Below are 14138 nucleotides of genomic sequence, written 5' to 3'. Positions count from 1 at the left end.
GGGAACTGGCCGGAAATACTCCTCCGGGGGTGCTGCCCGAAGAAACACCGGCATGGTAGATTTCCGCCCATGTCAGCGCCCTTCCGCTTACAGGCCCCCTTTGCCCCGGCCGGCGACCAGCCCGCGGCGATCGCCGAGCTGACGGCCGGGCTCGCGCGCGGGGATCGCTTTCAGACACTGCTCGGGGTCACGGGGTCGGGGAAGACGATGACGATGGCGAATGTCATCGCCAACTATGGCAAGCCCACCCTGGTCCTCTCCCACAACAAGACGCTGGCGGCGCAGCTGTATGGGGAGCTGAAGAGCTTCTTCCCGACGAACGCCGTCGAGTACTTCATCTCGTACTACGACTATTACCAGCCGGAAGCGTACGTCCCCTCGAGTGATACCTACATCGAGAAGGATGCCTCGATCAACGAGGACATCGACCGGCTGCGCCTGCGGGCCACGTCGTCCCTGATGGAACGCGATGACGTCATCATCGTGGCGACCGTCTCGGCGATCTATGGCCTCGGGGACCCGGTGGAGTACCGGAAGCGCATGGTGCTGTTGGAGCGCGGGCAGCAGGTGTCGCGCGACCAGATCTTGCGCCAGCTGGTCGGGATCCTGTATTCGCGGAACGACATGAGCTTCGATCGCGGGTCGTTCCGGGTGCGCGGGGATACGATCGAGATCCTGCCCGCGTATGAGGAGCAGGGGGTGCGGGTCGAGATGTGGGGGGATGAAATCGAGAAGATCTCCAAGATCTCGACGGTCACGGGGGACACGATCGCCGAGCTGGAGCGCACGGCGATCTATCCGGCGAAGCACTTCATCACGTCGCGACCAAGCCTGGAGCGTGCCGCCACGGCGATCCGTGCGGAATTGGCCGAGCGGCTTGCGGTGCTGCGCAACTCCGGCAAGCTGCTGGAGGCGCAGCGGCTGGAGTCGCGCACGAACTTCGACCTGGAGATGATGCTCGAGATCGGCACGTGTGCGGGCATCGAGAACTATTCGCGTCACCTCTCGGGACGGACGGAAGGTGAACGGCCCGCCGTGTTGTTCGACTATTTCCCCGAGGACTTTCTCGTGGTCGTCGACGAGTCCCATGTCACCTTGCCGCAAGTGCGTGGGATGTACAATGGCGACCGGGCCCGCAAGGAAACACTCGTCGAGTTCGGCTTCCGGCTACCGAGTGCCCTGGACAACCGACCGCTGATTTTCGATGAGTTCATGCGGCTGACACCGCGAGCCGTCTTCGTCAGCGCGACGCCGTCCGAACTCGAGCTGCAACTCTCCGACGGGGTGGTTGTTGAGCAGATCATCCGGCCCACGGGTCTGGTCGATCCGGAGATCGAGGTGCGCCCCGTCCGTGGGCAGGTGGACGACCTGCTGAACGAGATTCGCCTTCGCGAGCGGCGCGGGGAGCGCGTCCTCGTCACTACGCTCACCAAGCGGATGGCCGAAGACCTGTCGGACTATCTGTCGCAGGTCGGCGTGCGCGTGCGTTACATGCACGCCGATATCGATGCGATCGAACGGATGGAGATCATTCGCGGCCTGCGACTCGGCGAGTTCGACGTGCTGGTCGGGATCAACCTCCTGCGCGAGGGGCTCGACATGCCCGAGGTGTCGCTCGTAGCGATCCTCGACGCGGACCAGGAAGGGTTCCTCCGCTCAGATCGATCGCTTATCCAAACGGTAGGCCGCGCGGCGCGCCACGTGAATGGTCGCGCGATCTTCTACGCCGACCGCATGACCGATTCCATGCAACGCTGCATTTCCGAGACGTCGCGGCGTCGGGAGGTCCAGGTGCGCTCCAACCTGGAGCATGGGGTTGTCCCGCGCGGGGTCGAGAAGAGCGTCGACGAGGTGCGGTTCATCACGCGCGTGGCCGATGCGCGCGACGAACGGGAGGCGCGGGCACGCAAGGTCGCCGAGCCCACGGCCTCGTACGGCGCCGAGGAGTACGCGCAACGCCTGGCGGCCCTCGAGGCCGAAATGAAGGAGGCCGCCACCGCTCTCGACTTCGAGAACGCGGCCCGGTTGCGGGACGCGGTGTTCGAGCTGCGTGCCGCGCGCGATCGGTCCAACAACGCGCGTAAGCGCGACGCCTTTGCCGACATCCGTGCCCGTCGTTAGGCCGGTCGACCGGCAGGTCTCGCGTGAGGTGCTGCAGGCGTGGGGGGAGGCGCTGGGGGCCACCCTGGTGCCCGGCGACCTCATCGCGCTGCGCGGGGACCTTGGTGCGGGCAAGACCACGCTGGCCCAGGCGATCGCGCGCGGATTTGGCATCACCGCCGAGGTCACCTCACCTACCTATGCCCTCGTGCACCAGTATGTGGGTGATCGGGGGACCCTCTGGCACCTCGACCTCTACCGCATCGCGAGTCCAAACGACCTCCTGCAGCTGGGTTGGGACGACATCCTCGCGGGGGATGCGGCGGTGATGATCGAATGGCCGGAACGGGCGGGGCCTGCGCTTCCTGCCGCGCGCCTCGATGTGCATCTGGAAACCGTGCCGGGAGACGCCGCCGTTCGGCGCCTGGTGGTGGCCTGAGATGTGGCTTGCCCTCGACGCCAGCACCTACGTGGGTTCCGTGGCCGTGCTCGACGGGGCTAACGTCGTCGCCTCCGGCCAGGTGGCGATGCGCGGCGCTACGGAGGAGCGACTCCTGCCAGAGGTGGTTCGGGTCGTGGCCGTGGCCGGGGGGTGGGATTGCCTCACCGCCGTTTGGGTGGGCGGCGGACCAGGAAGCTTCACTTCGCTGCGCATCGCGGCGTCCATCGCCAAGGGGATCGCGACCGCGCGCAACCTGCCGCTTTGGTCCGGGTCGTCACTGGCCCTCGCGGCCTCGGACCCTGCGCTGGGTGACGGGACATTCGTGATCGCGCTCGATGCGCTACGTGGCGAGGTCTACGTCCAGGAGTTCGCGCGGAGAAGCGGGGCTCCGGTGGCCGTCGGTCCATGGCGAAGGATCAGCGCGGATTCGGCGAAATCCCTTGACGGGGAGGAAGGGGTGCGCCTGGTATCTCTCTCCGAACCCAACGGACGTCCCCACGCCGCGCACCTACCGGGATTGCTGCTCGGCGGGTTGGCGGCGCGCGTCGATCTGGCATCGTGGGAGCCGGAATACGGCCGACTGGCTGAGGCACAAGTCGTCTGGGAGGCGCGGCATGGGCGATCCCTGCCGGCGGGGCCGGGCTGATGCCCTCGTCGAGATCAGCGACCGATCGCTACGCGGTGCGTCAAGCACTCCCGGAGGACATCGGTGCCGTGGACGTCATTGAACGTGCCTGCTTCTCCGATCCGTGGAGCCATCAGGCACTGCTCGAAGAGTTGGAACGATCGACCTCCCATTTTCTCGTCGCGGTCGTTGCCGCAGAATTGGGGGACGAAAGGGTTGTCGGGTATGCGATAGCCCATGCGGCGGCAGACGAGGCCGAGGTCGCCAACGTCGCGGTTTCGCCCAGCCACCGGGGGCAAGGCGTTGGGGCGATGCTCGTTCGCGGGGTGATGGACCTGGTTCGGGGCGCCGGGGCGTTCGACTGTTGGCTCGAGGTGCGCGCGTCGAACACAGCGGCCCGGCGGCTGTACACGCAGCTGGGGTTCGACGACGTCGGCCTGCGAAAGCGCTATTATGCGCGTCCCGAGGAAGACGCGATCGTGATGCGTCGGAGCCTCCGCGGGGCGTAAACGCGATTTTTGTTGCTGTTGGAAATACAGCGGTGGTGGGCGCCTGCGCTCCCCCGCCTACCATGCGCAGCGAGTCAACCCACTCGCCAGGAGGAACCTGTGGCCAAGAGCTTGAACAAGGTGCAATTGATCGGGAACGTCGGAAAGGACCCCGAAGTACGTTCCACCAGCAGCGGCGGACGCGTGGCGGATTTCTCCCTCGCGACCTCCAAGTCCTGGAGCGACCAGGCCGGCGGCGGTCAGCGGCAGGAGAAGACGGAGTGGCACCGCTGCATTGCCTGGAACGGGCGAAGCGGCTCCGGAATGGGGCTGGCGGACATCGTGGAGAAGTTCGTCAAGAAGGGCGACAAGGTGTTCGTCGAGGGGAGCATTGAGTACCGCCAGTGGCAGGACCAGAGCGGCCAGACGCGCTACATGACGGAGATTCGGGTCCGCGACCTCATCCTCCTGTCGCCGCGGGGCGAGGGCGGTGGAGGGGGGGACTGGGAGGGGGGCGGACGTTCCCGTTCAGCGGCCCCTGACCGCGGTCGGCCTCCGGCCGCAGCGGCGGCCAGTGAGGACTTCGAGGAGTTCCCGCGCGCCTTGGAAGACGCCGACGACGATCTTCCGTTTTGATCGTCTAATGGGGGGTGGGGGAGGTCCCCCACCCCTTTTCACGTCGCGCCACAGGGTGCGTCGTGGCCGGGTGGAGGGAGCGGAATCCGACCACAATCTTCGCGAATTTATCCAGTGTCCCAGAATCAACAGAACCCGTCAACCGCCCGAGCCGGAGCTCACCGATGACGCGGCGCGTCCTGGTCACCGGCGGGGCGGGCTTTATCGGCTCACACGTTGCCGAGGCCTTCCTCGCGGCCGGCGACACCGTCGAGGTGCTCGACAACTTGTCGTCCGGCAAGCGGGAAAACGTGCCCGCGTCGGCTGTACTGCATCACCTGGACATCACCTCCAGTGAAGCGGCGGCCCTGGTTCGCACCGGCGGATTCGATGTCGTCTGCCACCTGGCGGCCCAGATCGACGTGCGGAAGTCGGTCGCCGATCCGGCGTACGACGCAGCCGTCAACATCGGCGGTTCGCTCAACCTGCTCGAGGCGGTGCGTGCGTCGGGTCGCGCTACCCGTTTCGTGTTCTCATCGACGGGCGGGGCGATCTACGGCGACTTCGTGCAGGTGCCGACCGTAGAGGACATGCCGAAGGATCCCGAGTCCCCCTATGGCATCGCCAAGCTCTCTGTCGAGTACTACATGGGGTACTTCGCGCGTGTGCACGGCTTGGATACCGTCGCGCTGCGATATGCCAACGTGTATGGGCCGCGACAGGACCCGCATGGGGAGGCTGGGGTAGTGGCCATCTTCTGCAAGCGCGCCCTCGCCGGTGAGACCCTGACGGTGTTTGGCGATGGCCAGCAGACGCGGGACTACGTCTACGCCGGCGACGTCGCCCGGGCGAACTATCTGGCGGCGACCAACCCACTCCCGAAGATGCGGCAGCTGGATGTGCGGGCGTTCAACATCGGCACCGGGGTGGAGACTTCCGTTCTCGACCTCGCACGGACGATCTACGCGTCCGCCGGCAAGGAGGGGACGGTCAACCACGCGCCCGCCCGGGCGGGCGAACAGATGCGTTCTTCCGTGAACACGTCCAAGGCCGCGAAGGAGCTGGGGTGGACCCCGCAGGTGTCCCTGGCCGAAGGACTGGCCCGGACCTACGCATACTTTGCCTCGCGTCATTAGCCTTATGGCATGACGCCCCTGTATGCCCAGGTCGAGGCGGCCGTGCCCACATCAGCGTGGGCCCTCATCACCACGGCAGACCTCGTAACACAAGTGGTACTAGCCGTCCTGCTGGTGATGTCGTTGGTGAGTTGGACGGTGATGGTGGCCAAGTGGCGGGAATTCCGTGCGGTCCAGCGGACGAGCACGGACTTCCTCGCCGAATTCGAGCGTGCGAACTCGGTGGCCGAGGTGGCGGCGATCAGTCGCAAGGCCGGCGCGGGTCCTCTGTCCCGTGTATTTCAGCGCGCCGAGGTCTTCCTGACTGAGACGCGTCCGGCCATGGCCGCGACCCCCGAGCGCAGCGCGAAGTTCAGCGCGTCGCAGGTCGAGGCCCTCCACCTTGTCCTCGACGCGCAGACGGATCGCGAGAGGGATGCCCTGAGCCGATTCATCCCGTCGCTCGCCATGATCGCCTCCGCCTCCCCGCTCATCGGGCTGCTCGGGACCGTCCTTGGCATCATCCAGACCTTTGTGGGGCTGTCCAGCGCCGGCGGGGGCACACTCGCGGCGGTCGGGCCCGGGGTCGGCGCAGCACTCACGGCCACCGCGATGGCGCTCGCCGTGGCAATCCCTGCGGTCTTCGGGTACAACGTCTTCGCAACCCGGGTAAACCGGATCGAGGGAGAGCTCCAGGGGTTCGGTTCCGAGCTCATCGCCCTCCTGGTCCGCGAAGGGCGGGTGTAACACGTGATGCGACGTCTCCGCCGGGAGCGAAACCCGCTCAACGCCGAGATCAACGTCGTCAGCCTCATCGACGTGATGATGCTGCTGCTCGTGATCTTCATGATCACAGCGCCCATGCTGCAGGGCGGGCTGGAGATCAAGTTGCCCAAGGGCGAGGCGCGCCCGCTCGAGGGGAAGGCGGACATGATCGTGACGGTGCGCCGTGGGGGAAGGCTCGGCGTGGATCGGACCGAACTGACCTGGGCCCAGTTCGAGGCGTCGTTTGCGAGTCTCGCGGAACGCCGCGGCAAGCGTGGGGTTATCCTGCAAGCGGAAGCTGACGTACCGCACGGCGACGTGGTGCGGGCACTCGGCGTGATGGTCAAGGCTGGTGTCGAGGGAGTCGGCATCGCTGTTGATCCTGTCCGTCGCTGACCCCGAAACCCTTTTGATGTCCCGCACCGAAGTTCGGCCACCTGCGCTGTCCCTCGCCCCGTCGGCTGCCCTTGCCACGGGACTGCATGTGGGTCTGCTCGTGCTCGCTGTGTGGATAACCCGAGGCCCGACCGAGGTGTTGCCGCCGGTCTATCGGATCAACCTTGTCGCGGCACCGGCCGGGCCGCGCGCGATCGGGCAGGTACAGCCCGATGTGCCGCGCACCGAGCCCGCGACAGCACCGGTTCCCAGCCGGGTGGAAGCACTGGAGAAGAACCCGGTGCGTACGGAAGCGCCGACGCGTCGCCCGCCGCCACCCCGAGCGACCCAGGTACCTAACGCCACGCGGGCCGAGCCGAAGGGGGCGGTCCCAACAGCCGGAGGCGGCCAGAAGGGAGGGACGGGGACCGACGTGGCGAACGTGGAGACGGCGGGGGTGGAGTTTCCGTTCCCGGCGTACCTGCGCAACATCGTGAACCAGATCGGGGCGAACTTCGAGACGACGGACCCTAGGCCGTGGTCGGTGGACATCGCGTTCCGCATCCGCCGCGACGGCAGCGTGATGGACATCGAGATTCGCAAAGCGTCCGGGAACCGGATCTTTGACATCGGTGCCCGCGGTGCCGTGGAGGCGGCGGGTCGCTCGCGCGCGTTTGGTCCGCTGCCGGACGGCTTCGGCGATGACGTCCTGCCGGTTATTTTCACGGTCACCTCGCAGATGTTCCGCTGATGATCCCCTCGCGCCGTGGTGCGCTGGCCGTACTTCTCACTCTCGGCGCCCTGGCGGCCAGCGTTCGCGCGGCTGGGGCGCAGGATACCACGTGGCGTGAGGGGGTTCGCCTGCGGCTCGACGTGCGGGCGCGCAACACGCGGCCGGGGGTCCTGATCCTGCCGGTTTCCGGGGTGGACGGGGACTCCATCCGTCGCATCCTGACGCGCGACCTGGTCCACGGCGACCGCACCACCGTCCTCGACCTCGCGCCCGAGGCGGTGCCTCCGCCTAACGCGAACGGGACCTGGAACTACCCGCTCTTCCAGAACCTGGGGGCCGACGTCGTGGTGCAGGTGGTGCCCACCTCGTTCGGCGTGCAGGTGACCCTGCACTCGGTCGGGGAACGGGCCGTGGCCCGGGCGAACGCCTTTCCGCTGCCGTCGCCGTCACGCACGCCCGACTGGCGATTGGCCGTGCACACCATCGCCGACGACATTGAGCAGATCGTGACGGGCGTACGCGGCATTTCGGCGACCCGAATCCTGTATGTGTCGCAGGGGCGGGTGTGGCAGATCGACTCGGACGGGGCGAACCCGACCGCGATCACCGGCGATGTGCGCGCGCTGTCGCCGACTTGGCATCCGGCGGGGGGCCACATGGCCTATACCAGCCTGACCGACGCTGGCGCGCGCGTGATCATCCGCGAGGTTGGTGGGCCGACGCGCACGCTCGCGACGGGCGCGGGGCTGGCCCAGTCGCCGGCCTTCTCCCGCCCGGACGGCAACACCCTCGTCTACTCGGCAGGGAATGAGAACGGGATGGACCTCGTGGCCGCGAGTCCGTTTGGCAGCGAGCCGCCGCGGCGCGTGTCGATCGGGCGCGGGTCGGATAACATGTCGCCGACCTTCAGCCACGACGGGCGCCGGATCGCGTACACCACCAACCGCCTCGGCCGCATCGACATCTTCGTCGCCGACGCCGACGGGACCAACGCGGAACCGCTGGTGCCCCAACTCGAGCCTGCCTATCGATCGGACCCGGACTGGTCCCCGGATGGTCGGCTCATCGCGTTCCAGATGCAGTTCGGCGGCAACTTCCAGCTGATGCTGTTCAACGTGCTCGATCGGTCGGTGAAGCAGCAAACGAGCAGTGGCGTGAACGAGAACGCATCGTTCGCCCCGGACAGCCGGCACATTGTGTTCACGTCGACCCGTTCCGGGATCGCCCAGTTGTGGATCATGGACACGCAGTCGGGTACGGCGCGCCAGCTCACGCACGGCAACAGCCGAGCCAGACACGCGGCGTGGTCGCCGCTGCTTCGCACCACCAGACGCTAACCCAGCTCACCGCTCGCTCTCCTGATGCCAAACACCTCACGAACCGTCACCCTTGCGCTGGTATCCCTGCTGACCCTCGCGGCCTGCAAGAAGAAGCAGGTAGACACCGGGGTGTCACCAGGCGGTCCCGCGCCAACTGAGACATGCGACGCCGCGTGCCGGGCGGCTCGTGAGGCGGCCGAACGCGCGCGCCGTGACTCGATCGAAGCCGACCGCCTCCGCGTCGAGCGCGAAGCTCGTGAGGCCCGCGAGGCGCGCGAGCGTGCGGTCGCCGGGATCAAGGCGACGCTGGGGCAGAAGGTGTACTTCGAGTACGACATGGCCGAGTTGTCCGCCGAGGGGCGTGCGCTGCTCGATGCCAAGCTCGCGATCATGATGGCCAACGTCGGGGTGCGCGTCCGCATCACCGGCCACGCCGACGACCGTGGTTCCGATGAGTACAACCTCGCCCTCGGCCAGCGGCGGGCGGCCGCCGTGAAGAAGTACCTGACCGATCGCGGCGTCGATGAGTCACGAATCGACATCCTGAGCCTTGGGGAGGAACGTCCCGAGGTGACCGATGGTACGGAAGAAGCGTTCCGCCTCAATCGCCGTGCCGAGTTCGAGATCGTGGCCGGCGGAGACACCCTCGTTCCTCCCCGCTGATGGGCTCGCCACGCCTTCTCCGACTCCTGCCCGTCCTGCTCCTGGGGACCGGGGCCTGCTTTGCGACCCGCAACGACGTGCGGATCCTGCAAGGAGATATCCTGACCTTGCGTCGTGAGTCGGCGGCGGCAGATACCGCGCGCGCCCGCCAGGTCGACCAGCTGAATGCACGCCTCGCGCAGAACCTCGGCGTCGTGAACGACACGCTGCGCGCCCTGAGCGCGCGCATGGTCGTGAGCAACGGGGACAACCGGAGTGACTTCCGCCAGATTCGCGAGATGCTCATCCAGACCCAGGAGCTGGTCGGTGCGAGCCAGGCGATGATTGCCCGGTTCCAGGCCGACAATGAGCGGCGGATCATGGAGGCGCGTCAGGCGCAGCTCACCCCTCCCGCGCCCGCCCCCGGTGATACCACGGCGGGTGCTGTCAGACCTGTGGCACCTCCGGTGGAGACCGTCGGCCCGGCACAGCTGTATACCGAAGGGCTCGCGCAGGCCACGCGCGGCAACTACGCCGCGGCGCAGGCAGCCTTCGAGGAGATCCTGGCCAAGTATCCCACGGCGGAAGTGGCACCGGACGCGATGGTGTTCCTGGCGGACGCGTATGATGCTGATGGCAAGCCGGCCCAGGCCGATAGCATGTACCTGCGCATGGTGCGAGAACACCCGCGGGCGACGCGGGCGCCGACGGCGCTCTACAAGCTGGGCAACTCGCTGGCGCGGCGTGGTCGTCGCGCCGAGGCGCGCGCGATGATGGAGCGTGTGTCGAAGGAATACCCGGTGAGCGAGGTCGCGGACTTCGCTCGCGAGTGGCTCATGCGCAACCGCTGAGCCCACGATGGCCGAATCGAAGGGCAGGGTGGGGGCCCAGGCGGAAATGCCGTTCCTCGAGCACCTCGAGGAGTTGCGGTGGCGCATCCTGTGGTCCCTCCTCGCGGTGATCCTTGGGGTGGGTGTGGCGTTCTTTGTCCTGCTGCGCTACGACGCCATCAAGTTCCTCGCGCAGCCGATCCTGCCGTACCTGCCTGACGGTAAGCTGATCACCACGCACCCGGCGGGCGCATTCAAGATCGTGATGAGCGCGGCCTTCGCGATCGGGGCGATTGTTGCTTCCCCGGTGATCGTCTACCAGTTGTGGTCGTTCCTGTCGCCGGCGCTGTACAAGCACGAAAAGCGAGTCATTGTCCCCGTGCTGATCTTTGGCGCCGTGTTGTTCCTCGGCGGGGTGTCGCTGGCCTATTTCGTCCTGATTCCGCTCACGTTGAACTTCCTGCTCAACGTGCAGTCGAGCGTGATCTCGCCGATGATTGATGTCACGCGGTACTTCGATTTTGCGATCAGCTTCTCCTTGATCATGGGGGCCGTGTTCGAGCTGCCCATTGCGATCATCGCGTTGACCGCGCTCGATATCGTGACGCCCGCGTTCCTCAACAAGTACCGGCGCCATGCGCTGGTGGCTTGTCTCGTCGCTTCGGCGTTCATCACACCCGGGCAGGACCCCGTCTCGCTGGCTGCGGTCGCGCTGCCGCTGATTGGGTTGTACGAGGTCAGCGTGTTGTGCTCGATCGTGATTTACCGTCGCAAGTTGCGCAAGCAGCGCGAACGCGACCTCGAGAACGAGGGTGGTGGGTGAGGTGGCGCCCCTGGCTCCTCGCGCCGTTGATGGCGCTCGGGGCGCGAGAGATCGTCGCGCAGGGACCCCCACCGGTCCGGCGCGACTCGGCGGTGCGTGCAGATACTGTTCGCCGTCCGGCGCGCGTGGACACCGCGGGAGGCTCGATGGCGCCGGCCGCTGCGGATACGGGGAAGAAACTCCTCACGGCGGCTGATACCATTCGTGCGCGCGCCGACTCCATTCGCAAGAGTCGGCTTGCCGGACTCGAGGCGGTCCAGCAGCGCCGGGAGATCCAGTGGGCGCCGGAAGACTCGGCCATGAGCGCCCTCCTCGGGCGAGAGGGGTACTCGGTCACCAAGTACCAGGGAACCAACGTGGTCTTCCGCGCCCTCGAGCACACCATGCTCCTGCAGGGTCGCAAGGCGCAGGTGGCCAAGGACTCCACCGTGCTCGTCGGAGACACGATCACGTTCAATGACTCCACCCAGTTCATCGCGGCGCGGGGTGACACCCTGGTCATGCGCGATCCGGCCCAGGGGCAGGACGACGTCGTGTCGTACGGGCGGCTCACCTATGACGTGAAGAATCGGCGAGGCACCGTGCGGAACGTGACCACCGCGGTCGAGAGTGGCCAGCGATGGGTCGTGCACGGCACCGTGGCTGCGTTCAAGGGCGATACCACCGGGGCGGGGGCTCCCGCCTTCTACGCGCAGCAGGGATGGATCACGAGCTGCGAGGAAACGGAGCCGCACTATCACTTCGCGGCGAAAGAGATGAAGATGGTCTCGAAGAACGTGATGGTGGTGCGGCCGGCCGTTCTGTACATCGGGGACATTCCCGTGTTGTGGCTGCCGTTCGTCTTCAACGACATGCGGCCCGGCCGTCGCAGTGGGTTGCTCGCGCCACGCATCGGGTTCAACCAGATCTTCCGGCAATCGCCCTTCCTGCAGCGCTCGGTTCAGGACATTGGCTACTATTTCGCCCTGAACGACTACGTCAGCACGACGCTCACGATGGACTGGTCGAGCAATGCGCGCACCCAGAGCAACAGCCCGGGCTTCGTCCAGCTGAACAGTACGTTCGACTACGTGTGGAAGGACCGCTTCATCGACGGCAAGCTCGGGATCTCGACGCTGTATCGCCGGAACGGCGACCGGATGAACCAGTATTCGTTCCTGCACCAGCAGAAATTCTCCGAGCGCACGGCCCTCACCGCGAACTTCAACTACACGTCGAACGCAAAGCTCCAGCGTCAAACGACCTTCAACCCGCAGTTGGCGCTCCAGACCATCTCGTCTCAGGCGACCTTCCGCACCGGGCGCGGGCCGTTCTCGTTCGACCTCGGCGGCACTCAAAAGCAATATCCGGGACGCGACCAACTCGACCGCGACTTCCCGAGCCTGCGAGTCTCCTCCAAACCCATCGAGTTGGGGCAGTGGATGACCTGGACGCCGAGTCTGACGATCGCGAACTCGCAGAGTCTCAATATCGACCAGGTCGGCGACTTTGCCTTTCGGTACAAGCAGACGGCCACCGGGATCGATTCGACGGAGCGCCTCAAGCGCAACACGCGAAACAGCTCGGTTTCGTTTGACACACCTGTCGAGATTTTCGGTTTCAGCTGGCGGAACTCGTTCCGGCTGACGGACGTCGCCAACGACTTCCCGGAACGCCGGGTCATCTATCCCAACCCGCGTGACACCTCCGTCCGCCAGGATCGGGTTTTCGCCCGCACCTACCGCACGGGGGTGGAATGGGAGACGTCGTTCTCGCTGCCGAACTTCTCCCAGGGCAAGCTCAACATCTCGCCATCCGTGCAGTTCCAGAAGGTGGATGGACGTTCGCCGCTCATCGTGCGAACCGAGCGCACGGGCGGCAAATTCGTGGCGCAGACCTTTCGGCCCGCCGTCGGCGTGTCCATGTCGCCAAAGATCTATGGCTTCTTCCCGGGATTCGGGAAGATCGAGACGATTCGCCATGCGATCGAACCAACGCTGCAGTGGCAATACACGCCCAAGGGGAACGTCTCGGACGAGTTCCTGGCGGCGAACGGTGACGTGGCCGTGGGCTTTCTCGGCAACCTGCCACAGAACGCCGTGAGCCTCGGGTTCAACACGTCGTTCGAAGCCAAGCTGCGGGCCCCGGATGAACCGGTCGCGGCCCCGGTCCGCGACACACCATCGGACAGCTTGGCGGACAGTACGGCCGCCGACACGGCCCAGCGCCGCACCCAGCAACAGCAAGAAGGCCGCAAGATCAAGCTGCTCGCGATGAACTTCACGACGTTGTCGTATGACTTCGTCCGCGCGAAGGAGTCGTCCGGAGGTACCGGGCTGACCAACCGCACCTTTGATTGGAGCGCGAGAACGGACCTGCTCCCGGGCTTTGAGGTTGGGATGAACTACTCGCTGTTTCTCGGCGATCCCATCTCCGATACCGCCGTGTTCAAGCCGTATCGCGAGGGCGTGCGCGCCTCTATCTCGCTGGATCAGAACTCCCCGATCGTCCAGACCCTCGCGCGCTTCCTCGGGATTCGTGTGGCCGACAGCGCCTCGCGCGCGCGCGCCGCGCGGCAGCAGGGCGGGGAGGCGGGGGCGCAGGGGCGTCAGGGGGCCCGTGCCGGCTCGGGCGAGCTGATGGCCGGCCGATCCATCGTCGGGAGCGCGCGCCTGGCGACCCTGTCCATCCCCAAGGGCCAGGGATGGCGGATGAACCTGTCGTACAACAGCAACCGGCAGCGTCCGCCCACCGGGACCAACATCAAGGAGTACGACCCGAAGTCGCAGTGCGACCTGTACCGCGACGACCAGCTGCAGTACTCCCTCTGCCTCAACCAGTTCGCGATCGGCGGGAACTCCACGACCGGTCTGCCGTTCAACGAGACCACGCGCGGCGGGACGTTCTTCCGCATGCCGCCCACGTCGAACATCACCGGGCAGATGTCGTTCAATGTGACGCGCCTCTGGGCCGCACAGTGGCAGACGTCGTACGACGTGGTCACGGGTGAGTTTGCGCAGCATGTAGTCTCCCTGCAGCGCGAAATGCACGACTGGGATGCAACCTTCGGGTTCACCCGGTCCCCGAACGGCAACTTCGCCTTCACGTTTTACATCGCCCTGCGCGCGCAACCCGACATCAAGCTGGATTACGACCGCGCGTCGTACCCGCGCGGGACGACGGGGCGCCGTCAGTTCTAGTCGGGTTAGCGGGGTTCGCGGCGCGGCTGGTGCATGCCGCTGGAGGTTGGCCGCCAGGTGAGGGGCTACCCGGGGGGGCGGGACGCG

General features: G+C 66.4%; 14 protein-coding genes. All 14 read left to right on the top strand.

What is annotated here, in order from left to right:
- Nucleotides 1–69 precede the first annotated feature (69 nt).
- The 14 genes from uvrB to IPK85_19095 all read left to right on the top strand — a co-directional run bounded on the left by uvrB (nt 70) and on the right by IPK85_19095 (nt 14051).
- A complete protein-coding gene (gene uvrB / locus IPK85_19160) occupies nt 70–2121 on the top strand; it encodes an excinuclease ABC subunit UvrB (GenBank protein MBK8249493.1) in 2052 nt (683 codons plus the stop codon).
- Complete coding sequence (gene tsaE, locus IPK85_19155; protein ID MBK8249492.1) at nt 2108–2539, top strand: tRNA (adenosine(37)-N6)-threonylcarbamoyltransferase complex ATPase subunit type 1 TsaE; 432 nt, start codon at nt 2108–2110, stop codon at nt 2537–2539. Before uvrB ends, tsaE begins: the two co-directional genes overlap by 14 nt.
- A gap of 1 nt (nt 2540) precedes the next feature.
- The gene (gene tsaB / locus IPK85_19150; protein MBK8249491.1) at nt 2541–3188 is read left to right on the top strand and encodes a tRNA (adenosine(37)-N6)-threonylcarbamoyltransferase complex dimerization subunit type 1 TsaB; all 648 of its coding nucleotides are present in this window, start codon (nt 2541–2543) and stop codon (nt 3186–3188) included.
- A gap of 35 nt (nt 3189–3223) precedes the next feature.
- The gene (rimI, locus tag IPK85_19145) at nt 3224–3676 is read left to right on the top strand and encodes a ribosomal protein S18-alanine N-acetyltransferase (protein MBK8249490.1); all 453 of its coding nucleotides are present in this window, start codon (nt 3224–3226) and stop codon (nt 3674–3676) included.
- Nucleotides 3677–3775: 99 nt separating this feature from the next.
- Nucleotides 3776–4291, top strand: coding sequence for a single-stranded DNA-binding protein (locus IPK85_19140; protein MBK8249489.1), 516 nt, complete (start codon nt 3776–3778; stop codon nt 4289–4291).
- Between the two features lie 164 nt (nt 4292–4455).
- Nucleotides 4456–5406 (top strand): GDP-mannose 4,6-dehydratase, encoded by a 951-nt coding sequence (locus IPK85_19135; GenBank protein MBK8249488.1) that lies wholly within the window; start codon nt 4456–4458, stop codon nt 5404–5406.
- 9 nt (nt 5407–5415) lie between these two features.
- Complete coding sequence (locus tag IPK85_19130; GenBank protein MBK8249487.1) at nt 5416–6132, top strand: MotA/TolQ/ExbB proton channel family protein; 717 nt, start codon at nt 5416–5418, stop codon at nt 6130–6132.
- A 6-nt stretch (nt 6133–6138) separates the two neighbouring features.
- A complete protein-coding gene (locus IPK85_19125) occupies nt 6139–6546 on the top strand; it encodes a biopolymer transporter ExbD (GenBank protein MBK8249486.1) in 408 nt (135 codons plus the stop codon).
- A 16-nt stretch (nt 6547–6562) separates the two neighbouring features.
- Complete coding sequence (locus tag IPK85_19120) at nt 6563–7276, top strand: TonB C-terminal domain-containing protein (GenBank protein MBK8249485.1); 714 nt, start codon at nt 6563–6565, stop codon at nt 7274–7276.
- Nucleotides 7276–8595, top strand: coding sequence for a PD40 domain-containing protein (locus tag IPK85_19115; protein ID MBK8249484.1), 1320 nt, complete (start codon nt 7276–7278; stop codon nt 8593–8595). The genes IPK85_19120 and IPK85_19115 overlap by 1 nt, the downstream gene beginning before the upstream one ends.
- Before the next feature lie 24 nt (nt 8596–8619).
- Nucleotides 8620–9240 (top strand): OmpA family protein, encoded by a 621-nt coding sequence (locus IPK85_19110; GenBank protein ID MBK8249483.1) that lies wholly within the window; start codon nt 8620–8622, stop codon nt 9238–9240.
- Complete coding sequence (gene bamD / locus IPK85_19105) at nt 9240–10070, top strand: outer membrane protein assembly factor BamD (protein MBK8249482.1); 831 nt, start codon at nt 9240–9242, stop codon at nt 10068–10070. The genes IPK85_19110 and bamD overlap by 1 nt, the downstream gene beginning before the upstream one ends.
- A 7-nt stretch (nt 10071–10077) precedes the next feature.
- Nucleotides 10078–10872: a twin-arginine translocase subunit TatC gene (gene tatC, locus IPK85_19100; GenBank protein MBK8249481.1), complete on the top strand. Its 795-nt coding sequence runs from the start codon at nt 10078–10080 to the stop codon at nt 10870–10872.
- Nucleotides 10869–14051 carry an LPS-assembly protein LptD gene (locus tag IPK85_19095; GenBank protein ID MBK8249480.1) on the top strand — a complete coding sequence of 1061 codons (3183 nt, stop codon included), beginning with the start codon at nt 10869–10871 and terminating at the stop codon, nt 14049–14051. Before tatC ends, IPK85_19095 begins: the two co-directional genes overlap by 4 nt.
- Nucleotides 14052–14138: the final 87 nt, after the last annotated feature.

This window comes from Gemmatimonadota bacterium (assembly GCA_016712265.1).
Taxonomy (GTDB): Bacteria; Gemmatimonadota; Gemmatimonadetes; order Gemmatimonadales; family Gemmatimonadaceae; genus RBC101.
The sequence above is the reverse complement of the archived record's forward strand: the minus strand, read 5'-3'. Positions and strand labels throughout refer to the sequence as shown.